General features: G+C 32.3%; 19 protein-coding genes. 10 read left to right on the forward strand and 9 right to left on the reverse strand.

Annotation, left to right across the window (positions count from 1 at the left end; genetic code table 11):
* Positions 1 to 45: 45 nt before the first annotated feature.
* The 4 genes from HVN35_07545 to HVN35_07560 all read right to left on the reverse strand — a co-directional run bounded on the left by HVN35_07545 (position 46) and on the right by HVN35_07560 (position 2,675).
* Entirely contained in the window at positions 46 to 528 is a 483-nt protein-coding gene (locus HVN35_07545) for a DUF488 domain-containing protein (protein NYB52392.1), read from the reverse strand.
* Positions 529 to 850: 322 nt separating this feature from the next.
* The gene (locus HVN35_07550; GenBank protein ID NYB52393.1) at positions 851 to 1,165 is read right to left on the reverse strand and encodes a hypothetical protein; all 315 of its coding nucleotides are present in this window, start codon (positions 1,163 to 1,165) and stop codon (positions 851 to 853) included.
* Between the two features lie 179 nt (positions 1,166 to 1,344).
* Positions 1,345 to 1,887, reverse strand: coding sequence for a hypothetical protein (locus HVN35_07555; protein NYB52394.1), 543 nt, complete (start codon positions 1,885 to 1,887; stop codon positions 1,345 to 1,347).
* A 344-nt stretch (positions 1,888 to 2,231) separates the two neighbouring features.
* The gene (locus HVN35_07560) at positions 2,232 to 2,675 is read right to left on the reverse strand and encodes an Hsp20/alpha crystallin family protein (GenBank protein ID NYB52395.1); all 444 of its coding nucleotides are present in this window, start codon (positions 2,673 to 2,675) and stop codon (positions 2,232 to 2,234) included.
* A gap of 308 nt (positions 2,676 to 2,983) precedes the next feature.
* Between HVN35_07560 and HVN35_07565 the strand changes: the two genes are divergently transcribed.
* From HVN35_07565 to HVN35_07580, 4 genes are all read left to right on the forward strand, one after another.
* Positions 2,984 to 4,681: a UvrD-helicase domain-containing protein gene (locus HVN35_07565; protein NYB52396.1), complete on the forward strand. Its 1,698-nt coding sequence runs from the start codon at positions 2,984 to 2,986 to the stop codon at positions 4,679 to 4,681.
* 656 nt (positions 4,682 to 5,337) lie between these two features.
* Complete coding sequence (locus HVN35_07570; GenBank protein ID NYB52397.1) at positions 5,338 to 6,123, forward strand: peptidoglycan-binding protein; 786 nt, start codon at positions 5,338 to 5,340, stop codon at positions 6,121 to 6,123.
* 365 nt (positions 6,124 to 6,488) lie between these two features.
* The gene (locus tag HVN35_07575; GenBank protein NYB52398.1) at positions 6,489 to 7,016 is read left to right on the forward strand and encodes an Hsp20/alpha crystallin family protein; all 528 of its coding nucleotides are present in this window, start codon (positions 6,489 to 6,491) and stop codon (positions 7,014 to 7,016) included.
* 453 nt (positions 7,017 to 7,469) lie between these two features.
* A complete protein-coding gene (locus tag HVN35_07580) occupies positions 7,470 to 8,996 on the forward strand; it encodes an MFS transporter (protein ID NYB52399.1) in 1,527 nt (508 codons plus the stop codon).
* Between the two features lie 125 nt (positions 8,997 to 9,121).
* Here the strand turns inward: HVN35_07580 and HVN35_07585 are convergent, their stop codons facing one another.
* Positions 9,122 to 9,556: a hypothetical protein gene (locus tag HVN35_07585; GenBank protein ID NYB52400.1), complete on the reverse strand. Its 435-nt coding sequence runs from the start codon at positions 9,554 to 9,556 to the stop codon at positions 9,122 to 9,124.
* Positions 9,557 to 10,132: 576 nt separating this feature from the next.
* Between HVN35_07585 and HVN35_07590 the strand changes: the two genes are divergently transcribed.
* On the forward strand, positions 10,133 to 10,207 hold the full coding sequence (locus tag HVN35_07590; GenBank protein NYB52401.1) for a nucleotidyltransferase domain-containing protein: 75 nt from the start codon (positions 10,133 to 10,135) through the stop codon (positions 10,205 to 10,207).
* A gap of 229 nt (positions 10,208 to 10,436) precedes the next feature.
* Positions 10,437 to 10,760: a HEPN domain-containing protein gene (locus tag HVN35_07595; protein ID NYB52402.1), complete on the forward strand. Its 324-nt coding sequence runs from the start codon at positions 10,437 to 10,439 to the stop codon at positions 10,758 to 10,760.
* A gap of 154 nt (positions 10,761 to 10,914) precedes the next feature.
* On the opposite strand, the gene HVN35_07600 is transcribed toward HVN35_07595, so the two are convergent.
* The 4 genes from HVN35_07600 to HVN35_07615 all read right to left on the reverse strand — a co-directional run bounded on the left by HVN35_07600 (position 10,915) and on the right by HVN35_07615 (position 14,792).
* The gene (locus HVN35_07600) at positions 10,915 to 11,181 is read right to left on the reverse strand and encodes a HEPN domain-containing protein (GenBank protein NYB52403.1); all 267 of its coding nucleotides are present in this window, start codon (positions 11,179 to 11,181) and stop codon (positions 10,915 to 10,917) included.
* Between the two features lie 105 nt (positions 11,182 to 11,286).
* Positions 11,287 to 11,622, reverse strand: coding sequence for a nucleotidyltransferase domain-containing protein (locus tag HVN35_07605; GenBank protein NYB52404.1), 336 nt, complete (start codon positions 11,620 to 11,622; stop codon positions 11,287 to 11,289).
* A 436-nt stretch (positions 11,623 to 12,058) separates the two neighbouring features.
* Positions 12,059 to 13,012, reverse strand: a complete 954-nt coding sequence (locus HVN35_07610) for an NERD domain-containing protein (GenBank protein NYB52405.1) — start codon at positions 13,010 to 13,012, stop codon at positions 12,059 to 12,061.
* A gap of 568 nt (positions 13,013 to 13,580) precedes the next feature.
* Entirely contained in the window at positions 13,581 to 14,792 is a 1,212-nt protein-coding gene (locus HVN35_07615; protein NYB52406.1) for a putative DNA binding domain-containing protein, read from the reverse strand.
* A gap of 260 nt (positions 14,793 to 15,052) precedes the next feature.
* Between HVN35_07615 and HVN35_07620 the strand changes: the two genes are divergently transcribed.
* The 4 genes from HVN35_07620 (at position 15,053) to HVN35_07635 (ending at position 25,756) form a co-directional block, all read left to right on the forward strand.
* Entirely contained in the window at positions 15,053 to 15,475 is a 423-nt protein-coding gene (locus HVN35_07620) for a DUF1232 domain-containing protein (protein ID NYB52407.1), read from the forward strand.
* Between the two features lie 310 nt (positions 15,476 to 15,785).
* Positions 15,786 to 19,133 (forward strand): DUF3883 domain-containing protein, encoded by a 3,348-nt coding sequence (locus HVN35_07625; protein NYB52408.1) that lies wholly within the window; start codon positions 15,786 to 15,788, stop codon positions 19,131 to 19,133.
* A gap of 693 nt (positions 19,134 to 19,826) precedes the next feature.
* Positions 19,827 to 23,090 carry a DEAD/DEAH box helicase family protein gene (locus HVN35_07630; GenBank protein ID NYB52409.1) on the forward strand — a complete coding sequence of 1,088 codons (3,264 nt, stop codon included), beginning with the start codon at positions 19,827 to 19,829 and terminating at the stop codon, positions 23,088 to 23,090.
* A gap of 17 nt (positions 23,091 to 23,107) precedes the next feature.
* On the forward strand, positions 23,108 to 25,756 hold the full coding sequence (locus HVN35_07635) for a hypothetical protein (protein NYB52410.1): 2,649 nt from the start codon (positions 23,108 to 23,110) through the stop codon (positions 25,754 to 25,756).
* Positions 25,757 to 25,859 lie beyond the last annotated feature (103 nt).

A 25,859-nucleotide genomic window follows, 5' to 3' on the forward strand; every position in this document is an offset into this window, starting at 1 on the left:
CAAGTTAACTGATTTACTTGTTCAATCAGGTTCATATATGCCCATTTATATCAGATGGGTTTGATAATCATTTTCAACCTTTTCTAATTCTCCATTTCCCCTTATATGAGTTATCTGAAAACCATGTTTTTTGAGTGACTGGGCTATAAGGTGGTGGCGATGACAATGGTAAGGATCCTCTTCACTGCACATTAAAACCACCCTGTAATTTTTGGCAGAATTTAAAAGTTCTTTTAAACCTTCTTGATAGTTGTTATCTGCTTCCAAACGGTGGTAGATTAATTTATCATCATGATAAAATTTCTTATCCCTGGGTTTTCCACCAATCTTATTGCCCAGATAAAGGTATTTAATATTAAACTGCTTCAATGCTTTTTCTAAAGGCTTTCTGTTAAAGTGGGGTGAATATTTACTGTAGGGACTGGTGCGAACATCCACAACCATATTTACCTCTTGTTTTTGGATTAATTCCGAGAATACGGAGAACTTATGGTTACTGTGGCCTATGGTAAACACTTGATTATTCATAATCTCCTATTGGAAGCTTCCAGTTAATTATAGTTACAGGTAGATGAAAACTCCAAAAAAATCCTTAGACATGCTTTAAGAGAAATTGACGGATTCATGATACCCAATACATATATATGGACTGTTTCACTGGTTTAAATGGTGCTCAATAGCGAAATCCAGACTATACTACTGGTTAAAAAAATATGATGTCCATGCTAATTAAACAAAAAGCCACTGATGCAGAATATAAATTTGTAATAAACCTGCAGTGGCGTTTATAAACACTAGCAAAAAAAAATTAAAACTTGTATGCTGGTGAAAGTAATGGCAAAATTTAATTTCATTCCCGGTATTCTACCTTAAAATCTTTCCAGAATTTTTTACCACTCTTAGAGGGCTGTTTACCATTGTAGGTTATTCTTACCTCCCAGCCCAGCTCCACCTTTTTCATTAAATCATCCAGGACCTTGGAACCCCAGATCTTCATTTCTCCATCTTCCGCTTTGATGGTGTAAAGATTGCTTTTAAACTGACCCACATTTTCTTCAAAGTCAATGTACGTTCCTTGCAAGGTTTCCCCAACTGCTTCAGGTTCCCAGAAGGCAGGTTTTTCCATCTCTCCCTCATCCCTTTTTACTTCAATCCAATCACTCATCACTAATCCCTCTTAAAATCATTAGAATATTTTTATTACTATTTCAAATAAATTAATACTATTAAATTTTGTATGCATTTATCAGTTTATAATACTTTTTATCATTTATATACTCTTTTTTACAGGTTAAAAATGAAATTTTTCCAATTAATGTTTGATTATTGGTTTTAAAAATGTTTCTAACATTTGAACGGTTTCTTCTTTACAGTCCAAATGTCTTTTTGGATTGGTTCTGTATCGTTGTGGCCTTTTAGATCATCATCAGTTAATAAGGTGCCATTTTCCCAGTAATATTCCATTTCTGAATTTATTTTAGGTATAATGGATGTTTTACCAGTTAAGGTCAATTCCAATGACTTGTGGAGGCTGTAGTAGTACCAGTTAGTGCTGCCCATATAAAAAATATCATTATCTATGAGTATGATCTTAAAATGCAAGTTTTGGAGTGTTTTAGCCTGGAAATTTACAGAATTTTTACGAGCCAAGTTCAGTGCAGATAGTGTTCTGGAATCAATACTATTATCTTCCTCCATACGGACCATAAAAGACAGGTTAATATTCTCATCTTCTATTGAATCAATGATTTTACCTACAAAATATGCATCAATCCAAGGTCCAACTATAAAAATGCTCTTAGCTGCTTGACAGATACTCTGCTGAAGGTGAGGTAGTAGCTCTCCTTTTTTCAGGAGTTCTAAGGAATTAGTTGATACGGATTTCATGAAATATTATATGTTAACATAAAGGTATTATAATCATTAGATGTGCTGGCATTGCTTTTAGTACTCCTTTGAATGTATAAACAATAATTAACTCAACTATCAGAGAGAATGGTTTAATTCTATCGTAACACCTATTGATTAAATCATTTAATCAAGAATCTATAAAAATGATAATGTAATTTTAACTACCCAAAACACCATTAAAGACTAATCGAATTGAAACAATATTAGTGAAGTAGTATGTAAATATTTAAAATAAACCCATATAAACTTGAATAAAAATAAAAAAAGAGGGGATTTTCTCCCTGTAAATATTCTTTAAGTAATATCAGGTTTTTTTTTTTTTAATCGATTTTAACTTCAAATGTTTCCTTTTTCTCTAGTTTTGGCATGTTCACTGTGAGTACCCCGTCTTTAAATTTAGCAGTTACTTCATCGATTTTCACCTTGGCTGGGAGTATGTAAGTTCTAGCTGCTTTTCCGAATCTTCGTTCTTTCCTGTGGAAGGTTACTCCCTCTTCTTCACCTTCTTCCTCTTTTTCTTCAGAAAATTCTGCTTTAATTTCCAGTGTGTCTTCTGTAAGATCGATTTTTATGTCTTCACGTTTAAAACCAGGTAGATCGGTTTTGACAGTAATATCATCCTCAGTTTCCATGACATCCATGGCTGGTTTAACTGGTCCACCAGTATACTCGGCTATGGCATTGTCCAGATCCAGTTGTTTTTCCTTAATGGTCTGAATCATATCATTAAACATTGCATCTACACCTTTTTTCTTCTCTTCCATTTTTTTATTCCCCCAATATATTTATCCTATTTGTATCATACAGGATACATCGCACCTAAAAACTTAATATAAACAATGTATAGCGATGTACACTTTGCATGCATATAGCTTAACATCGCTATTGTGTTATGTTAATTAGTGTACTTATTTTTTTCATCTAATTTTTTTCTTTTTTTGATTATTCTCTAACATTTTTCCATACCCCCATTTTTATACCTAATAGTAATAATTTTTATATTAAAGTTATGTATATATTGTATTAAATCAACATTTTTCATGAGATCAAGTAAAAAACTGGAGGATTTTAATTGGAAGGAAGGTTGTCTCCATCATGGGAAAAACTGGATGGATCAAATGGGCCTTTAAGGGAAGCAGAACAAATATTCATATCTTATTTAGACAAATATTTGCCTGATTACTGGAAAATATTTCACCGACCCTTTTTTAACGGATCCCATCCGGACTTACTTCTTTTAAACCCAGAGGGTGGTGTAATGATCTACCAGATAATGGATAAGACTTATCAGGGTTGCACACCTGAAGCTAATAAAAAACAGCTTGACTACTACCGGAATAAATTGATCCAGGAGCTAGTGCCTGAAATCAGTGAAAAAATAGATGAAGATACAAAAAGATTTGCACTCTTCAAAACAGGGATTTACCTGCACCACATGGACAGTTACCAGGCTCAGATAGAATACGAACAATACCCTTACCTAACGGTGGTGGGATATGATGATCTAGATGAGGAAAGTTTATATCTGGTTGTTCCAGGATATGATTTTAAAAAGGACATCTACATGAATCCTGAGTGGGGATTGAAACTTGAAAAATGGCTCAAACCCCCATATCACCCTGGTAAAAGAACTGGCATCCAGCTGACCAGACAACAGAAACATCTCTCTATACCTCAACCAGGGCACCGCAGACTACGAGGAGCTGCAGGAAGTGGAAAAACACTTGTATTAGCCTACCGAGCAGCGCGGCTGGCTATGCAGAATCAAAAAGTATTGGTAATAACCTACAACCGGAATTTATGGCATTTTATCAAGAAAATGATAGAAAAAACTCCCTATAATTTTGAATGGTCCAATATAACCTTCAGACATTTTCATGGGTTCTGCAAAGACCTCTTAAATGAATTTCATCTCGCTGCACCCACCAATATCCATGATATGGTACCGGTGCTAACAAAAGCTCTAGCCAATGAAAACCTGGATAAATTCAAATATGATGCCATATTAATTGATGAAGGACAGGATTACAGCTGGCAATGGTATAACTTCTTATGCCCGTTCTTAAAAGAACGTAACGAACTTTTCCTGGTTTGTGATGAGAAACAGAATATATATGGTAGAGAGTTATCCTGGATAGATGGAAAGATGGAAAATGTCCAGTTCCGTGGCCGGTGGGCAGAACTTAACACTATACACAGATTACCACGCGAAATAGCAGAACTGGCAAAAAAATTCAGTGAAAAGTTCGATTTATCATCTTCAGTGGAATTTGACTATGCACAGACCCTACTTTTAAATGATAATAGTTCTTTTTTCAGATGGGAAAACATTAAGACCAAAAATTCCCTCAGCAAAGTTTATGAAGCTTACAAGAGTTTTTATCAGAATAATAATCTTTCAAAGGAATTTAAACCATCAGATATAGTGATACTGCTTCCCAAAAATAAACTGGGGAAAGACTTGGTGGAATTCTTTCACCAAAAAGACATCCCATGTGACCATGTATTCATCACCCAGAAGAACTCCCAGTATCGTAGTAAAAAAATATCGAGTGTTAATGATGAACGCCTCAAATTAAGCACCATTCACCAGTTTAAAGGTTGGGAATCACCCAATGTTATTCTTTTAATACCTGAACACTGGAGTGGTGGTAATAAAAATCTTGATGCCGTGGTTTACACTGCAATAACCCGAACTCTAAAGAATTTGATAGTTTTAAACTGTAATGAACGATACAGAGATTTTGGGGAAAAACATGGAAATAATTAATTATTACAAGGCAATAAGAGAATCTTATTCACATTTGATTAAAAACAAGGAAAAATATTTTTTTAAACATTCAAGCTAATACCCTGATAAATTTCATTATTATCAGTTTAATTTTTTAATGAGATTTTTTAAAAAACCATTTTTTTATGATAAATACCATTTTGTATAATAAAAATAATTATTTCAACCTGATAATATCCAATATATGTTATTTTTTAGAAAAAGACCTTAAAATCCATCAAATTAGATTACCTATTATAAAACGTTATTTTGTTCTGAAAGGTTCATTTATAAATCTTTATAGTTATAAACCTCCATTATTCTATTTTCACATGGATTATAGCCAAGTATCGGGCTGAGAGAATCAAAATAAAAAGGCTTATTTAAGGTAAAATGGTTCTGATATGAGCTCGTTTACTAAAAATAGTAACCAGTGCAGCTAATCCCCTATCTGTTTTTAGAATAAGCCTGAAATGAGTCTTAAATCTAAAAAATCCCTCTCTACTTGTCCTTTTTTTCAGTAAAATTCCATACCTTTATATGTTATGATGTTGCAACCTAGTGTAACTCAACAAAGCCCCATAAAAATAAATTCTAATTTTTTCGGGCACGGAGGAGATATAATTAATAGATTATCTAGCTATGCTATTATATGCATGTTAAGCTTGGTTATCGCTGCAATCCCTATTGTGGGAGCTTCAGATGGCCAGAAAATTGATTTAAATGATAAATATTCCGCTGATGGTTTGAAAATTGGAGTAACCAGCCAAGATGTGAAGGAAGCTGAAAATGTGCTTCAAAATAATAAACCATTCGGTGAAAAAACCAGCAAAGTCCTGGGAAATAACACTAACAATCAATCCCAAATCCTAAAGCTTGGTGCCTCAGGAGAAAAGGTCAAAGAAATCCAGCAATGGTTAACTGATTACGGATACTACAAAGGAAATATAGATGGTGAATTCGGAGCCAGCACTGATAAAGCTGTTAGAGATTTCCAGACAGAATCCGGATTAATTGTTGACGGAATCGTTGGTAATGATACTAAAAAGGCTATGGAAACCTGGGATAAACATTTAGCTCAGGTTCAGGCTGCAGCTGGTGAAGATACCAGTACTGCCAGTACCAGCACAAGTTCTTCTTCTAAAAAGGCTTATGCTTCAGCTGTACGAAGCTACAGTAATTCATACAGTAGCAGTTGGAGTAATGGTAAAGGAACTGGTGACTGCTGGGATAACAGCGCAGCACTATACAGCCAGTTAACTTCATCTGGTAGTAAAGCACGAATTGTACAATACGCCAATAGCTACGTTTCCAACCACCGATCCGTGGAGGTATGGGATGGTAGTAGCTGGGTGGACTATGACTACAAAGGTAATGGTTACGCTCAGAGATACTATGCAACCAGCCACGACGGCTCAGCACAGGTAATTGCCAGCAGTTAAGCCTATATCACCTAATAAAACTCCTATCCAACAGTATCTTAAAAACTGTTGGAATTTTTTAATTTTTTTAAATCAAGTTTAAAATACTATTTTCTTAATTTCAAATCAAATTATTGTGTTTAAAGCTTTTAATGGTTGACTTTTATTTTGTGCACAGTTTATCATGCATTTAGACTATATTATTTGAGAATTACTATGATTCTTTAATTATTTTTATTTATTGAGATTCTATTTGGCCATTTATGTGAAATTTCCCATATTATTCAATACTAAAAATGGATAGTAAAGTATTTATATAATTACTAATATACCAATAAATGCCAATCTTGCAATAGCCACACTCAAAAAACTAGGAGGTAGATAAAATGGTAACTGAAAAGAAAGAAACTGTTGAGTCTCCTTCAAGTGGGGGATCATTGGTGAAACAACCAACCCGAGAGCATGAACTTGCAAGTGGATTTGATTCTATTTTCGAGGACTTTAGAAGGTCAATTGATGACTTAATGGCTCCATTCTTACCAATGAGAACTTATATTCCAAGGACATTAAGCAGTCATCCCATCCGAGCACCTTTGCTTGATTTAATAGAAGAAGACGATGAATACATTATAAGAACAGAGTTACCTGGATTTGACAAAAAGGATGTTAACATTGAACTGAATAAGGATCTTCTGGTGCTCAAGGCTGAGAAGAAGTCAGAAGAGGAAGAGAAGTCTGAAAACTATCTGCACCGAGAAAGGGCCTATGCATCCTGCCAGAGAACCATCAATTTCCCCAAAGAAGTTGATCCATCCAAAGTTGAAGGAAAAATGGAAAATGGGTTACTTGAACTGAAGATACCACTGAGAGAGCCCAAACCCGAAGAGAGAATGACCAAGGTAGAAATTAAATAAATTTCCTATTTTTTTTCATTTTTTCCCCTTCTTGTAGTTAATATCTACGTGATAAGGTAATTATTTCTAAAATTGGATTAATAGAGATAATGAGAATAAAATGCTGATTTATTTTTGATATATATACTTGTGCATAGTTTAACAACAAATTTATTGCATAAATACTTATTTGGAAAGATTTCCTACTTTAAGTGCAGTTTATGAAATTTCTTTGTTTATCAGGGTTTAGGGGGACTATTATAAATTTAAAATGATTAAAAAACTAGTATTCATTTCCTAAAGATATTAATTTTAATTTATTTATTTGCTTCAATTTTGGTTCCAATATAAGTAGCTATATGATAAGTTTAACGTGTTATTTAAGTTCGAAAATTTTTCAAAATCTATTTCTAGTAAAAGTACATATTCAAAATATTAACACTCTAGATTTCTATTAGGTTAGGAGGCAGTATATTGGATGCAAGTGACTCTGGTAAATGGACTGTGCTTATTATTGGAATCATAACCGGTGTGGTATTTGTAATTGACTCATCTATTATGTCGGTTTCCATCACCAATCTGGTAATGGATCTTGATACCACTGCTAGTGGTGTGCAATTTGCCATTGCCCTATACACTCTGGTTATGGGCAGCCTACTACTCCTGGGTGGTAAACTCCAGGACATCATGGGACGAAAGAAAACATTCCTGATAGGCACTGTACTTTTCGCTATAGGGGCTTTGATAACTGTTATCAGTTTCAACCTGATTATGGTGGTTCTAGGATGGTCAGTTCTAGAGGGCATAGGGGCGGCAATGATGCTACCAGCCATAATTGCCTATATCAGTAAAACCTACCATGGGAAAGAGAGAATCTGGGCTCTGGGAATCTTCGGAGCTACCACAGCCATTGCAGCAGCATCCGGACCCCTGGTGGGTGGATTTTTAACCACATACTTCTCCTGGAGAGTTGCATTCTCAGTTATGGTTATAGTAGCAGTTATACTATGGATCTACTCCCGCCAACTGGAAGAAACAAAACCTACAGCCACCTGGTCTGAATTGGATATATCCGGAGCAAGCACTTCCTTCCTGGGATTACTACTGCTATTGATAGGGATCATGTTCTTGGATGACCCTCAGAATATAAGCTGGGGAATCATCCTGGTGATTTTTGGATTAATTCTACTTTTAATCTTCTATTACATCCAGAAAAGAAGGATTAATTCTTCAAAAGACCCACTGGTTGATGTTAGACTTTTCCAGAACAGAAGTTTCACCCTGAATAATGTGATACGCCTGGTGACCAATGTGGTGGTAACCGGGGGTATGGTATTCATTTTCCCCATTTTTGTGCAGCAAGTTATGGGTTTTAATGCATTTATGACTGGAGTCACACTCCTACCAGCTACCATAGGCACCCTCACCTTTGCCCTGCTGGTGAGTAAATTCGCAGATTACCTTAAACCCCGCCATCTGGTGACCATAGGACTATCAATACAGTTAATGGGCATATTTGTCCTCCTGAATACCTTTTCCCTCAAAACCAGTATATGGGATCTCATACCAGGCATTTTCTTAATAGGTGCAGGCTACGGGTTCACCACCACCCTATTACCCAATAATATACTGAGTTCTGCTCCCAAGGAAAGGCAGAATGATGCCTCTTCCATTATGGAAACCGGTAGCAGGGTGGGGCAATCCATGGGAACTGCTCTTATAGGAACTATCCTACTATTTGGAGTATTCATGAGCCTGCCACCAGCACTGGAAGATTCAGGGTTAGCCCAGCTAGGAGTTACAGAGAATGATGCAGTGCAGTACGTGGAGAAGATGCAAACTGAAAACTTGTCTTTTCCACCAGAAATTCAAGAAAAAATAACCAGAGCAACTGATATTACCATAAGTTCATCAATGAACACTGCCATGTATGCCATGGCTATTTTAACCCTAATCTCAATATTCACCAGCTTAATGGTGCGTGAGGAGGAAATGAGTTAAATTATTTTATAAGAAATTGAGTTTTAAAAGCAAATTTTCGTCCCAACACACCACATAACCTACATTGCATGGCCTAACCTTTAATCGGCAAAGATATACATTAATCTAACTCACAACTCATTTAACTATCTTTTATTTATTTCTCTAGGTATAGGAAGACGTATCACTTCAGGAACTTCAATAAGGTATTCTATGATTTCATCGGATGATATTATCAATGTACTCTTTTTCTGTCTTTCAAAACGAGCAGCGGCATCTGAACTTACCATTAGAAGGGGGTTACTAATACCAAAATGGTTTAACAAGTTGTGGCTTATGGCTTCATTAATAGTAAAGGAATTTTTGGTATCCATAACAGGCAAACTGCTTGATATTCCTGGTAAATCCTCAACTCCTGCATTGTCCACAAAGTTATATTCCATGGCTTCCTCGAAGCTTTCGGGTTCTTCAATCCAATTATCAGATTCCCAATCTTCATCTTCAACCCCGGCCACAGAACCTAAAAATGAAAATACTAAAAGAAAGTTTAGTGCAAGAATGATGGAAATTTTTCTCTTCATCATAACCTCAGGTTACTTTAACAGATAGGTTTTATAAATAATGCTCAAATTTATTTTGAAATCACAAATTGTTAAGTCTATTTTACTATTATGGTGACAATCATCACTAAAACCAAAAAAAAAACAATAATAAAAAAATAGCAGCAGACCAAAAAAATAAGAAATTTTTTTCCGATAGGAAATAGTACTGCAACACGCACAAGTTCATTATTCTTTATAGATACTGTGACTTCACTCTGGTGCATTGCGCAAATTCAGTGTTAAACGGCACTGATACTTTTATAGCAGAATATCCTGGAACTTTTTTTACTCATACTTTATACATTTTAGCGACTTTTCCATAACAGGCACGTGATATTTACATAAATACTCAGTGATGTCATCATCAATTAATACTACGAAATGTCCACAAAACAGTCATAAATTTTGATATTAATAAATAAATATTTTATAATAAACTATTGTAATAAACATCATATATTGCATTTCACATTAATTTGAATTAGTAATGAAATTCAGATTATATAATGTAAATTATATCAAAAGGCATTAATTCGTTTTTTGATATAAAAACCCATAAAAATAATATTATTTGGTTCGTTGGCCAGAGGGGAGGCCAGGGAAGATTCCGATATGGATATATTTTCATAGTAAATAAGGAAAGTATTGAATTAAGGCGAAACCTTATTGGAATAGGTTTCAACATCAAGCTGGAAACTGGTGTGGAACTATCCATCAAAGTAGTTTCAGAAGACGAATTCCAGACACATAAAAACTTCTCATTTTTCAAAACAATATCCAGTGAGGGTGTACCTATAGTATCCTGATGAAGAAATAGATCTGCTTATGAGGAGCTTGGAAAAGGCTTTAAGCTGCTGAAATATTATTTAATCAAGTTTTTTTTGAAGATTCTATAAGTAGGGCCTATTATAGTATGTTTTATGGGGCACGTACTCTACTTTTAAAGGAAAATATAACAGTTAAAACTCACAGAGGCCTTATTTCCGAATTCGGCCAGAAACTTGTCGAAAATGGCCCTCTTGAACGTAAATATGGCAGAAATCTTCGAATTGCCGAAGAGCTTCGTGAAGAATCAGATTATTCTGTATCCCGTGAAATATCGACCAGAAGAAGCCAGGCTGGACTTGAAGATGCCCGTGAATTTCTAGAAAAAGTATCAAACATTCTGGAGGAATCTGAATAAGCTTATCATAACTGAGTGGTGAATCCACTTAAAATCATGAATTCCTTTTAACTACATCAAGAAACTAAACTGACTACGTTGTAAGAGGTAATAGTTGGATCGATTCATTCTTCGTTATAAAGATCTATCCTTTAATCTCTGCAGTAGATAGAATTCATATCTTCAAGTATTCTTTAAGCTCTTTAACAAAGTTTTCTGCACGATAAAAAGCCTTTTCTGCAGTTTCCTTATTTATTTCGGATCTGAATCCGTAATCAGCAGATGAACGGTCGTCGAATGCTCTATTGAAGTCACGTCCTAATTCTGGTTTGAAAACTCCCGTTTTAATAAAATGAATACCAAACTGGGAAACAACCCCACTATGAGATGAAAATTTTAAATTTTTCGATAGTAAAACCGCTTCTGGCGTAAAACATAGCATAATAAGATCTACTAATTGCAATGTCATGATAACCATTGTCAATAAGTAATTGGATAGATTCCAGATTATCTTCGGCTCTTTTAAATAAAAATTCGATTTTATCCTTCAAACTTTGACCCCCTCCTTTTGGATATGGTAATGAAGGGGCCATTCTGTATCTTTAAGATCCTCTTGAGATATTGGATAAAAAGAGATTAGCTCTCCATATTTTAGTGCTAAGTGATAGGTTTCTTCATGTAATCTGTCCAATTCCTGAAACTTATCTACGCTGCCTTTGAGGACTATGGCAATGTCTATATCAGAGTCAGCATTTGCGTCATCCCGGGCAAATGAACCATAAAGGATGATTTCAACTAGCCTATCCCTATAAAGTTCCTTTAAAACCTTTTTAAGGTCAGAAGTCAGTGGTTTAATCTCGCTTTTCGAACGACTATTAACCATAAATAATCACACTTCAAACTTTATATAATCCTTTTGTAGCTGAATATAAATTAATTTATTTGAATAATTTTTATTCTATACTCTTAATTTACTAAGTAGTCTAGCGAATTAAAAAAAGATTAGTTTAAGTTTTGAAATAAAATCCAATTGTTCATACCCTCATATAAAATTCCTCTAATCACTCTGATTTTTAAAAATCACAGCTCAATGTTAAAATAAATCAGTAATTTAACTATATTCGACAACTATCTGACAATCTGTGATTAAATTCATCAATTGAGGATTACAAAAATCATTTAGATATTCTTTTATGTCGGATTTGGTAAGTTTAATCGAGGAATATAGTTCTAGGTCACATTGCCAATGTGATAGAAGCAAATCTGGTTTAATCTGTTTTAAAAGAGTCATTAAATTTCTAAAAATTAACATTCTTAGATTAACGCGCAAAGGTAAGCTCTACACAAAAAGGTTCCAATTCCAGGGCGACTTTTCTTAATAAATCGATATTCTGTTCTTTTTTTCCATTTAAGATATAATCAGGGACAGTTTTAGGAAGTAAAACTTTATATGTTTGAGGTGTCTGAAGGACTCTAAAGTCTGGGCAGTTGAATGCTACCAAAGATGTTATCCATGTCTTTTTGGTGGAAATACCTCTTTGATTTAAAAAATCAATAAGATTTAATGTATTTCGTCTGACTTGAATGCCAGGATTGTTTTTAATTTCTATGTATTGGCCATGTTTATAGTAAAGCCATTGGTTGCCTTTTATACGATATCGTCCACTGTAGTTTTTGGTTTCTATTACATATATGCCAGTTGGTCCAACTACAATATGATCAATGTTACCTCCTTTTCCAGGTAAGTTCACATCGTTAAATACAAAAAAATCCTTAGGAAGGGTGTTTAAATAATTAGAAACCAAGTTTTCACCTTCAAGTCCCTTCTCCCAGCTATAACCCTTTTGTCTACTTTCTTCAATTATTGAATTTCCATAAATAGCCAGGGATCCTCCAATAAATACCAAAGCGAATAATAAATAGTTGAAAAATAGACCCGTGCCCAATCCTATGATAAAGATAGCAATTCCTGCATAAATAAAAAAATTGCCTTTTTCATGTTTGGATTTATATTGTGAAGCTTTTTTCTCAGTGTATGTTGAATCATTGGCCATACTCTCCCTGACAGGTTCAAGGGCTTCTTCTTCATATGCATAATCTACTTCAGTAACCGGTCCATCAGATATATCAGTGTGCCTGTATGAATCCTCTAAATTCTCAAAGTAGACAAGTTCCCTCCCACATTCACAGTGGGTTAATTCCAAATCTGCTGCATCCTCTAAGCTCTCTACTTCATAGTACAGGTTGCATTCAAAACAAATTAAGTAAGACATTTTCCCACATCTTTATTATAAATAAAGGACAATAATCATTACATAAATGAATATTTTTATTAGGGGACAACTTATAAATAAAATTTAAGATAAATATGGGCTGTAAAGTTATTGGGGTTTGAGCGATATTTTCAAACAATCTTTGCTTTAATATGCCTTTGTTTGGTAAAAAACGAAAATAAAGCAATCTTAATTTTATCAACATTCACACACCAGTTAATGATTAGATTATAATGATAAACAGATGAAAAATTCTAAACTTCGAAAAAAGTCATCCTTGGACTTTTTTGAGAGCTTCTGAAATATTAAAATGGGTTGATTCTGGCGAATATAATAAATTACTTGAATATCATGGTAAAGATAAAATTGAAAATCTGAAAATGCATTGCATAAAATGTGGCCATGAATTAACGGGTAACGAAACTTTCTGTGGTGTGTGCGGAACAAAAGTTGCATATTATAATCGATAGATTAACTATTATGTAGAATAATTTAGAATTCTGAAGATTATAATAAAAAAATGAACTATAAAACATGCTAACAATTTCGCATGGTAATATCCATGAAATCATTCATTAAATGGTAAGCTATTCCAGTGGTGGTTGATGTATTTGTATTGGTGTTTACTGTCCAGTGCTCTGGTGGTATTACCAGTCCTAACATAGAAAAATGATCCTTTATTAGTATCTACGAATATTGGTTCTGGACTCGGTTTGATTTTGACTAAACATACATTTTTACCATCTTTTTCTTCGAAAGTGATAGTTATATTTTCCATTACATCTAATCCCAGATTATTTTCAATAATTTGTATTAATCTCTGTTCGAATCCATCCTTATTATTTCTTTTTACATATTTCATGTCCTGTTCTATGCCAAAAATCGTTCCATCATCTCTGACACCGATGAGAAGTATTCCTCCATTGAAGTTAAGGAAACCCGCAATAGTTTTCACGATCACGTTCTGTAAATTTTTATTGATATTATTCTGTTTAACATCCCAGAGAAGGGTTGATTTAAATTCGATTTCTTCATTTTCCCCTTTTTTGAGACAATCATCCAAACTTAGATCCCCATAATTAAATTTTTCAGCAAAAGAAACAAATTCTAGAATTGTGTTGGTTTTTTCACCTAGAATGAACATTGATTCTGCGTAACATTTTCTAATTACATCTTCTAATTTATCATGCCCACACCAGTGTTCTTCTAATATTTCATAACCAACTTTTTGGGTTATGTCTTTTAGAATGTAAGTACAGAGGAATATATCATCAATATAACCATAAGGCCCGTATTTTTCCTCGGGGATGACATCGTTGGGGGCCACAAAATAAGCAAGAGCAGTTGAAAGTTTCAATTTCATATCAACGGTTAAATCATCGTTAATGAGAAGTGAAGTTAACAGTTTCAACAGATCCGGGCCGTGATCAATAAAACTTTCATATTCACCTTGGTAAAAGGATAGATTTTCTTTAATATTATCTGAGAAGAACTTGAAATGTTTATAACAATGTGTTACTTTATTCTCGTTGTATTCGATTTTGTCCAGGTTTGATGGTATTTGGAGTGAATAAAGGAGGTTATATCCATAGTTTATAGGGTTTATATTTTCATTGGACTGATTGTATGGTTTGGGGTTATCTTCCAAATATCTGGCCAAATCTTCAGGTAACTTTTTTATTTCCCCTTTCGCCGCTTTATTTTTTAGGATTTTCAGTAGTTCAACTTTATTAGGGAAATAAGGGTCTGTTTTCATTAAGTGCATAACGTTTTCTACCACATTATCACCAACAGAATATGCAACCTAGTATATTTTCCACAATCAATATTATTATATATAAACAATTTTTTATAACTCACATGCATTTAAAGTTTTATGTGATTTTTTAACACTATTTTTCCAGGATTAAATAGAATTAACACTATTGTAATGTTCTATAAAAAAATAGAAATATAAAATCATATAATCCTTTTAGAAATTAGAAATACTTTTATGATTGTTTGATAAATATAAACTTAAAGCTTAGAATGGTGTTTTCTATGGAAAATGAATTTAAGGATTTCTATGATGTATTATCGGATAATTTAGCATCATATGATGGAGATTATGCATCATTTATAGATCATGGTCCTACTCTCTACAAATTACTCACAGATGTTTTGAATGATGAAAATATCACTAATAAAATGAGGTTAGAAATCAGCGCAGCTATTGCATATTATGTAATACCTATGGATGTAATTCCTGAACAGATATACGGTCCTTATGGATACATTGATGACATTTACATAAGTGCATATGTAATTAAAAAAATTGCGAAGGATTTAAGCTATGAATTACTGGAAAAATACTGGATAGGTTCAGGAAAACTAGAATCCATTGTTGAAGAATGTTATAACCGATCAATTGAAGTTCTTGAAGATAAAACCGATGCTATTCTAAGATATGTTGGATTGGTCTAAAATCCTCACTAATTTTTGTACTTTTTCATTAATCAAAGGAATTTAAGCTTTTTTAAAAAAAATATCTTTTTCTTATCTATAGAATCACATATAGATCTTTCCTTCAGTTAAATTGAACATAAAACAATTTTTATAATACAATTTGTGAGTTTATATTCAACTAATGGTCTTTTAATTATTATCAAGAACTAAATTCTATTTACATGTTAAATAAATATTATGACATCTTAGGACATATGTAATAAAAATATTAATTAATCTACAATAATAATCAATATCTGTTGGGCATAAACCATACTGGGAGTTGAAAATGATTAAAGAAGGATCAATACTTGAAGGACCTTACTGGCCAGAACCGATTGAAGTAAAAATAATAGAAGATTTGGGAGATTATATCCACATTATTGGAACTACTATAAACTCTAGTGATACTGTAGATCATCTTTTAACTAAAGCAGAATTTGAAGATCTTAATGATAATGATGGTGAAAATGCAACCGGTAGAGAAATTCTATTAGATTTTTCAGCCCCAGCCAGTGAAGTCTTCCTTTCACTTGAAGCACAAAAGTATAAATTTGCATCAATGTTCGACCCCTTTTTAGCTATGAATACTTCGAAAATAGATCCTCTTCCATTTCAACTTGATGCAGTTTATTTACATGTACTTAAAAATCCTAAGATTCGTTTTATGATCGCTGATGACCCTGGTGCTGGTAAAACTATAATGGCAGGGTTGATTATCAAGGAACTAAAGCTAAGAGGATTAGCAAGACGTATATTAATAGTTTCTCCAGGTCATTTGAAATATCAATGGCAAAGAGAATTAAAGGATAAATTTCAGGAAAATTTTACATTAGTTGATCGAACATTCATAAATTTATTCCAATCAGAAAATCCGTGGGAAGTAGAAAATCATCTAATTACTTCCATTGATTTTGCAAAACAAGATGATATTATTGAATCCTTAATTCCAGTCCACTGGGATTTAGTTGTAGTAGATGAAGCCCATAAAATGGCAGCTTATCGATACGGGAAAAAAATTGCTAAAAGAAAAGGCTACAAATTAGGAGAAGTTTTGTCTAATACTGCAGAAAATCTATTATTCCTTACTGCCACGCCACACAAAGGAGATCCAGAAAATTACCGCTTGCTCCTCGATCTATTAGCCCCCGGTTTTTTTGCCGATCAAAACATGCTCAATGAGGCACGAAAAAAAGGCGAAAATCCATTATTTTTAAGAAGAATTAAAGAAGATCTAAGGGATTTTGAAGGTAAACCGATTTTCACGAAAAGATTTACTCAAACTGTAGCATTTAACCTTTCAGAAGAAGAAATGAAATTATACGAAAAATTATCTGAGTATGTAAGGTATCAGTTTAACAAAGCTATTGATCAAGAAAGGAGGAGTTTCGTATTTGCACTTTTACTCTTACAGCGTAGGATGGCATCTAGTATATATGCTTTACAAAAATCTCTAAAAAGGAAAAAAGAAAAATTCGAATTTATTTTAGATAATCCAGATATGCTCAATCAGGCAATCTCCGCCCGAATCAACCATAGAGAAGATGAATCAGAGGATGTTCGCTGGAAAGAGGAGCAAAAATGGGAAATTGCTACGCTATCTTTAAATTTGGAAGAATTAGCTGAAGAAATTCAAACACTTCGTGAACTAATTGAAATGTCTGAAACCATTCTAGCATTAGGTAATGAAACCAAATTGAAAAAACTAAAGTTCATCATGGAATCCCTTGGTGATGAAAAAATCCTCATTTTCAGTGAATCTAAAGACACAGTAGATTATTTAATTGATAAAATTAATTCTTGGGGGTATTCAGTAAACACCATACACGGTGAAATGGATATGCCTCAAAGAATAGAAGCAGAAAAAGTTTTCAAAGAAGAAACTCAAGTAATGGTAGCCACTGAAGCAGCGGGTGAAGGTATTAACCTCCAATTCTGTCATTTGATGATAAATTATGATATTCCATGGAATCCCAACCGTTTAGAACAAAGAATGGGTCGTATTCACAGATATAAACAAAAAGAAGATGTCAATATATTCAACTTAGTTGCAAAAAATACTCGAGAAGGGAAAGTATTAGTAAGAATACTTGAAAAATTAGAGGAAATTCGAAATTCCATAGGTACTGACAAAGTATTTGATGTTATAGGGGATGTTTTTCAAGGTAAAGATCTATATCAAATGGTAAGTGATGCAGTATCCGGCAAAAGAAGTGTTGAAGATATAGAAAAAGACATTGACATTCCATTAGATGAAAATTACAAAAGTACCTTAATCAAGGAATTAGTAGATGAAGGTTTAGTTGATTCAATTGATTATAAATCAATTAAAGAATTAGAAGAATTAACTGAAGAATCCCGTTTAGTACCTGAATATTTAGAAGAATTTTTCAAAAAAGCATTTAAAAAAGTAGGTGGAAAATTCACCACTCGAAAAAATGGTACAATAAATATAAATTCCATACCTTCAGATATTAGAAGAGTTGCAGATAACACGGATTTCAAGAAATCGTTTGGTCGGCTAAATAAATCATATCCCAAATTAACATTTGATAAGAATTTTGCGTCTGAAAATTCTGATTACGAGTTTTTATCATTTGGACATCCACTTCTTGAAGCAGTATTGAAATGGGTAGAACTGAACTATTCTAACACCTTACAAAGGGGATGTGTATTTCGTGACCCTAATAATAAATTTGAAGGATTATTCTGGTTCTTTGAAGGAACAGTGAATGACGGTAAAGGACAAACAGTAGGTAAGAAGCTTTTTGCCATATATGAAAGCGGAAAAAAAGTCGAAGATATCAACCCATCTATAATATGGGACTTAGAACCAATTGATGATTCAAAACCTTTCAAACATAATTTTGACAAAACTAAAGCACAAAATCATGCCATAAAAATCATTGAAGAATATACAAATAATCTGAAAGCAGAAAGAAAAAGACAATCTGGAATAAAACGTAAATATGGTATCAAATCACTTGAATTCTTCATTAGCGAGTTAGATGCCGATCTAAGTTCTTTATACTTTAGGCAAGAAATGGGTGAAAATGTTGATTTGGCTATCCACAACAAAGAAGAAAAGAAGAAGAACTATGAAATTGCCCTAAATAAGTTGAAGGATGACATTATCAAAGAAGAAAGCGTTAGTATGTCCATGCCTAAATTTATTGGAGCCATTAAAGTCATACAAGACGAAGATTGGATAGATCTTGATGGGATTAGTACCAAAGAAACTGAATCAGAACTTAATATTGAAATGATTGGAATCAACGTTGCCATGGAATTTGAAAAAGTGGAAGGTAGAATTCCTGAAGATGTTTCTAAGTTGAATTTAGGTTTTGATATTCGTTCACGTGGAGAAGAAGATGAATTGAGGTATATTGAAGTCAAAGCTCGTAGTGAAGAAGGAATTGTGAAGTTAACCCTCAATGAATGGTTCAAAGCAAAAAGATTCCGAGAGAATTATTGGTTATACGTTGTAGCCAATGCTAATACAAAACCCACTTTATATGTAATTCAGGACCCAGTTTTTAATCTAAAAGCCGAAAATCAATTTGATGTAAGTTTGGTCGTGTATCCTGATGAGTGGAAAAAGGGTGAAAAGGTCTACGAGAAAGTGGAAAATGGATAGAAGGTTTATTTAGAATAGTTTTCAAGTTAAAGTAGTTAGCGAAGAATCCGCAAAAGAAATAAGTATTAGCCATGGAACTATCAAAAATGCATTTAAGATGGCTAAAGGCCTATTTGAGTACAAAAGATACATTAATCGCCAGTTTATTATGTTTTGATGATAAAAGGATAATTTGTCAAATTGTTCAAACTGCAATTATTATGGAGTAAAAAAAGGTGATTTTGGTTTAGGAATAAACGAAAATAAGAAATAACATCTATCTCAATCAAAAATGAAAGTCTAATGGATTTAGTTTCTGAAATTATTATAAAACGGGTTCATGTAAAGATAACCACCAAAACTCCGTTTGTTTGGTAATTTAAGATAATTGAAGTCCTAAATGTTTGAAAAAGGATAGAATAAACCCTATGAAATATACTTATTCTATAATTATCTTAAAAAGACATAATTTCAGAAATCGAACTTGAAATAGAAGCTTCTTTGGAAAATGTAGCATTTATAATGAAAATGACCGCTTAAATATAAAGTCCTTTTGATGATGTTGAAACCAAAGCTAAATTCAATATAATTGTTAAATATGGGGAAATTTCAGCTTCTGATTATGAAAATAAAATCAAAGAAACATTAGAACAATTGGATATTTCACCTTCGGTGGAATTATCAAAATAATCTTCTAAATAGGGGAGTAAGAAGATGTTAAAAGAAGGAATGACTGTATCAGGTCCATTTTGGCCAGAACCAATAGAAATAAAAAAAATTGAAAAATTAGGGGATAATACACTTATTATAGGATCCACATTCCAATCCAATCAGCTTTTTGAAAATTTGCTTGACGATGAGGATCTAAAAAAATTAGTTATTGATGATTTCGTAATTGATTTTTCATCACCCGCAAGTGAAGTCTTTTTATCTTTAGAAGCACAAAGATACAGATATACTTCGATGTTTGACACTTTTTTGGCCATGAATACTTCTAAAATTGATCCTCTTCCTTTCCAATTAGATGCTGTATATCTTCATGCTTTAAAACAACCTAAAATGCGTTTTATGATAGCAGATGACCCTGGTGCAGGTAAAACCATAATGGCCGGGTTAATAATCAAAGAGTTGAAACTTAGAGGCCTAGCCCAAAAAATTTTAATAGTATCTCCAGGGCATTTAACCAGTCAATGGCAAAGAGAAATGAAAGAAAAGTTTAATGAATCTTTTAGAACTGTTAATAGGTCATACATAAATAGTTATAGTTTAGAAAATGCTTGGGATGTAGAAAATCAATATATTACTTCCATTGATTTTGCAAAACAACAAGATATACGTGCAATGTTAAGTGGAACAAAATGGGATTTAGTAGTAGTTGATGAAGCCCATAAGATGTCTGCATATATGTATGGTAAAAAAATTTCTAAAAGACAAAGATATCGTTTAGGTGAAGTTCTATCCAGAACTACAGAACACATGTTGTTTTTAACAGCTACTCCTCATCAGGGAGATCCAGAAAATTACCTACTACTTCTAGATCTATTGATACCTGGTTTTTTTGCAGATCCAGCGATGATCAATGAAGCAAGGAGAAATGGGGACAATCCTCTATTTATTAGGAGAATAAAAGAAGATTTAAGAGATTTTGATCTAAAACCAATTTTCACTAAAAGATCTACAACAACAGTTAAATTCGATTTAAATGAACAAGAAATTCAATTATACGAAGATTTATCAAGATATGTTCAAACGCAGTTCAATCGAGCTATAATGAGAGATAAAAGGGTAGGTTTTTCATTTGCCCTTCTAATTCTTCAGAGAAGAATGGCATCAAGCATATATGCACTATTGAAATCTTTGGAAAGGAAAAAAGCTAGTTTCGAAGAGATCATTAAAAACCCAGATTTACTAAAAAAATATCAAACCATTGATGAAAAGGATTTAGAAGATGAATCAGAAGAAGATCGTTGGATAATGGAATCAGAATGGGAAAAAAAGACTACAGTTGATACTATTGTGGCCTTAAAAGCTGAAATTGAAACGTTAGACCATCTTATAACATTAGCAAATTCCATTTTAGCGGAACGAAATGAAACTAAACTTTCTAAACTGAGAGAAGTGATGAATTCGTTGGGTGATGAAAAGATACTTATTTTTACGGAAGCAAAAGACACTCTGAATTATTTAGTTAAAAAAATAGGTTCTTGGGGCTATGAAGTGAATACCATACACGGTGGTATGAGCATGGATGAGAGGGTTCAAGCTGAAAGGGTTTTTAAAGAACAAACACAAGTCATGGTAGCCACAGAAGCTGCTGGAGAAGGTATAAATCTTCAATTCTGTCATTTAATGATAAATTATGATATTCCATGGAATCCTAACAGATTAGAACAACGAATGGGACGTATTCACAGATATAAGCAAAAAAAAGATGTTCATATATTTAATTTTGTAGCTGAAAATACCCGAGAAGGGGCCGTATTAGCAACTATTCTTGATAAATTAAATGAGATAAAAAAATCAATTGGCTCAGATAAAGTATTTGATGTCATTGGAGATATTTTCCAAGGAAAAGACCTTTATAATTTAATTGCTGAGGCTGTTTCCGGCGAAAGAAGTGTAGTAGACATTCAAGATGAATTAGATTTTGAAGTTGATGGGGAATACAGGGAAAGGTTAAAAAAAGAATTATTAGATCAAGGTTTAGTAGACAACATTGATTATGAATCCATTTTTGATTTAAGTGAGATAAATGCTGAATTAAGTCTCGTACCGGAATACTTAGAAGAATTCTTTAAAAAAGCATTTGTAAAAGCTAATGGCAGATATAACATCAGAAAAGATGGAACAATCCAAATTCGAACAGTTCCACGTGAGATCCGTAAAATAAATGGACGAAATTCATTCAAAAAGAATTATGGTAATATCAAAAAAACTTACACTAGTATAACTTTTAATCGAGACCATGCAAACAATGGAACCGAATTAGTGACCTTTGGACATCCTCTGTTAGAGGGTCTTATTGAATGGGTAGAAGAATCCTTTTATGAAAAGATGCGAAAAGGTTGCACTTTTGAAGATCCTTTAGGAGAGTATGATGGATATTTCTGGTTTTATGAAGGTACTGTGAAAGATGGTAAAGATAAAATTGTGGGTAAAAGATTATTTGCGGTTTATGATAATGGATATGAAATTAAAAAAATTGATCCTTCAGTACTATGGAATTTAGAACCGATCGATGATCCTAAACCGTCTAATGTCCACTTAGATATGGAAAAAACAAAAATATATGTCATTGAATTGGTTAAGAATTATCTTAAAGAATTGAAAGTCGAAAGGGAGCGTCAAGCTAATGTGAAAAAAAAGTATGGGATTAAATCATTGGAACAGTTAATCACTGAAATAGACAAGGATTTAACGGAACTTTACATGAGATCCGATGTTGGTGAAGATGTTGATTTAGCCATATATAATAAAGAAACAAAGAAAAAAGAATATGAATCTTCATTAAATAAGTTGAATAAAGAGATAATCCAAGAAAGAAGTCTTAGTATATCTTTACCTAAGTTTATTGCCACTATAAAAGTTAAATCAAATGATATTAATAAGCTGAACAATTCTAAAATTAACAAAGTTTTAGACTATGAAATAAGTGAAGGAAGAGAACCCCAATTATCACCTTCAAGCTTAGGCTTCAATATCAAATCAAAGGAAGAGGATAAATTCAGATTTATTTCCTTCAAATATTTGAATGATACTGAAAGTGAAATCACATTAACTCTAAATGAATGGTTAAAAGCTAAACGTTTCGGGGAAAGTTACTGGTTATACATTTTAGCTGAAAAAAACAATTCATATGAGCTATTCTTAATTCAAAATCCTGTTAATAAAATAGCAATCTCAAAAGAAAATTTAACTGTAAATATAATGCCAGAAATGTGTAAATTATGTAATAAAGTTATAGAAATAATGAAATAATTCATTGAGGGCAATAAATGACCAGCTTTAGTAATAGCATTAGAAATATACAAAGCTCAATGAAATCCCTTAAAATCAAAGAAACTGAAAAAATTAGAATTTCAGATAAAATAATCGATTTAAATGTACAAAAAGAAATATTAGCCAAAGAGTTACCTACATTAGAAGAAGAACTATCCATTTGGCAAACTGATATTGATAAATTAGAAAAAAATAGACAAAATTCTCAAGAACTTAAATTATGGGAAGATGAGATAAAAAATATCCAATTGCAAATTGAAAAGAAAAAATCCCAAATCGAAGAGAATTCTAAGAATTTGAAAGAGAAAATAAATAATGAAACTTCTTTAGAGGATGAAATTAAAAATTTGAGACATGACATTAAAAAACAAATTTTCGATATTTTAAGGTCTAATAATTTGTTAGAGGGTTACACTAAAAAAGAGCTTATTATACTCACTGAAATTCTTAAAACAGTATTAGAGGCACATTATAAATTACAAATTGGCGATTTTATTGAATTAATTTCTAATGAAGGGGTAAATATCTCTTTAAATTACTTAGATCTGATCAATCAAGTATTTGGAGAAAAATTGGTAATTTTACCCGAAATTATACCTAACTTTATTTCTGATTATTTGAACGATTTAAAGTCTGGAACTATACTTGATCCTTGGCCTTTAAATGGTTTTATGTCAAAAAGTTTTTTAGGAATTCTAAATAAAAATTTGGTGACTGTAAATATTAATTCTAAAATATTAAAGAATCTAATTAATGCAGATTCTATCGCTCCAGAAGAAATTAATAAAGATTATGATTTTATTGTAGGATATCCTCCAAATAATCAAAGCACAGTTATCATTGAAGGCTCAAAAAAGAGAATTTCTGAGGATTTTGTTTCCATAAATTTTATTGATATAGCTACAAAACTCAAAGAAGATGGAGAAGGGATATTTCTTTTAGAACCTGAGTTCTTACTGGATAGAAATCCCAAGTCAACTTTTTCTAATTTGAAAAATTTTGGTTTATACATTAAATCAATAATAGAAATCCCTTATACGCTTGTTCCCGGTGAAAACGATAAAATATTAGTTATATTGTCTAAAAATCACCAAGAAGATCTATTTATAGGTAGTTTAAGTCATGACAAAGATGCAAACAAAATTCTTAAAGAAAATTTAATTTTAAGAAAACCAGGTAAAATTCCCCAAAACGGATTTATAACAACATTAGATAAATTTTACACCTTTAAATCATTTTATGCTTATATTGATTCTTTAAAAATAAGTAAAGATTTAAAACTCAATACTAAACCGTTTTCCGATATAATTGAAACATTCAATTTTTATTCCGATGATTCTGAAATTAAAGAAGAACCAAACTCATTGTTTTTACCTTTAGATGAAAACTTAAGAGTTGTATTCGATGAAGTAAAATTTGACAATAGCAATTATATTCAGCTGGTTTTAAATCCTAACTATTGTATGGCAGAATACTTAGCTCGCTACTTAAATGACACTCTATTAGGCTATAAAATAAGAGAATCAATAAACTTAGGCGAATATACGGCCCCAGTATTTGATGATCTTATTTCTAATACTCAGATTTATTTACCAAACCTAGATGCACAAGTTGAGGTATTAAGGGTTGATTCTATAATCAATGAAATATCTGCAAGAGCTAATACATACAGAGAACAGTTATGGAAAACTCCTGATGAATACAAACTAATCATAGAAGAAATTGAATCACTAGACAATAAATATGAATTCCGTTTTGAACAATGGGTTGAATCTTTACCATACCCTTTATCTTCAATACTTTGGGAAAGTTTTAGCTCTTCAAAAGCTGATTTGAAAGTTAAATATCTCCTTCACTTTTTTGAGGCTTTCTCAGAATTTAATGTAATTATTATGTTAAGTGGTTTAATATCTGATGAAAGATTTTTTAATCGTGAATTTAATCGCTGCACTCAATTTAATCCAAAGTTTCAAAACTGGTTTAAAAACCCTAGTTTCGGTAATTGGAATTATCTTGGTCGATGTATTGCAAAAAATCTTCAGTATATATTAAAAAAGAAACACAAACGAAATCAAGTATTGAACATTTTTGGCACTTATAATGCTCAATTTCTTGAAAAACTAAGCTCTTATGATCTGTACGATATTTTAAGTGAAGTTAGTAGGTACAGAAATAGTTGGGACGCACATGGACCTGTAGTTTCTTATGCAGAATATGAAAAACGATACAAAATTCTTAGAAATTCTATTTCTAAATTATATACTTGTATAGGAAATATTTTTAAAGATAACTTGTTAATAATACCCCTAGAAAGCACTTTTCGTGATGGTATACATTCCTACAATGCAAAAAAGTTTATGGGTTCAAGAAATCGTTTTATAACAATAGAATTAGAATCTATTACTCCTATGGATTCTAAAGATATTTATTTGATGATGGAAAATAATCGAAAACCAATCAAGTTATTAAGGTTACTGAAATATTACAAAAATGCATGTTACTTCTATAACTCTAAGGTTAAAGATAATGACAAAAATCAATTTGTATCATATCACTATAAAGAAAGACCAGAAATATTATGTCCTACTTTTGAATTAGATGAATTTTATTCAATTTTTGAAAAAGATTGTTATTATCAAAATTAATTATCAGTTAAATCAAAATAAAAAATAAATGTTTATTTCTGTTCAATCCTAAAACATTGCTGCAATTTGGCAATATTACTCATTAATACTAATAAATGTTACG

Source organism: Methanobacteriaceae archaeon, assembly GCA_013403005.1.
Classification (GTDB): domain Archaea; phylum Methanobacteriota; class Methanobacteria; order Methanobacteriales; family Methanobacteriaceae; genus Methanobacterium.

Bases quoted from the DNA above. Each gene is read 5' to 3' on its own strand.
- HVN35_07545 (NYB52392.1), bottom strand. From the start codon at position 528: ATGAATAATCAAGTGTTTACCATAGGCCACAGTAACCATAAGTTCTCC.
- HVN35_07550 (NYB52393.1), bottom strand. From the start codon at position 1,165: ATGAGTGATTGGATTGAAGTAAAAAGGGATGAGGGAGAGATGGAAAAA.
- HVN35_07555 (NYB52394.1), bottom strand. From the start codon at position 1,887: ATGAAATCCGTATCAACTAATTCCTTAGAACTCCTGAAAAAAGGAGAG.
- HVN35_07560 (NYB52395.1), bottom strand. From the start codon at position 2,675: ATGGAAGAGAAGAAAAAAGGTGTAGATGCAATGTTTAATGATATGATT.
- HVN35_07570 (NYB52397.1), top strand. From the start codon at position 5,338: ATGTTAAGCTTGGTTATCGCTGCAATCCCTATTGTGGGAGCTTCAGAT.
- HVN35_07575 (NYB52398.1), top strand. From the start codon at position 6,489: ATGGTAACTGAAAAGAAAGAAACTGTTGAGTCTCCTTCAAGTGGGGGA.
- HVN35_07585 (NYB52400.1), bottom strand. From the start codon at position 9,556: ATGAAGAGAAAAATTTCCATCATTCTTGCACTAAACTTTCTTTTAGTA.
- HVN35_07600 (NYB52403.1), bottom strand. From the start codon at position 11,181: ATGCTATGTTTTACGCCAGAAGCGGTTTTACTATCGAAAAATTTAAAA.
- HVN35_07605 (NYB52404.1), bottom strand. From the start codon at position 11,622: ATGGTTAATAGTCGTTCGAAAAGCGAGATTAAACCACTGACTTCTGAC.
- HVN35_07610 (NYB52405.1), bottom strand. From the start codon at position 13,012: ATGTCTTACTTAATTTGTTTTGAATGCAACCTGTACTATGAAGTAGAG.
- HVN35_07620 (NYB52407.1), top strand. From the start codon at position 15,053: ATGGAAAATGAATTTAAGGATTTCTATGATGTATTATCGGATAATTTA.
- HVN35_07625 (NYB52408.1), top strand. From the start codon at position 15,786: ATGATTAAAGAAGGATCAATACTTGAAGGACCTTACTGGCCAGAACCG.
- HVN35_07630 (NYB52409.1), top strand. From the start codon at position 19,827: ATGTTAAAAGAAGGAATGACTGTATCAGGTCCATTTTGGCCAGAACCA.
- HVN35_07635 (NYB52410.1), top strand. From the start codon at position 23,108: ATGACCAGCTTTAGTAATAGCATTAGAAATATACAAAGCTCAATGAAA.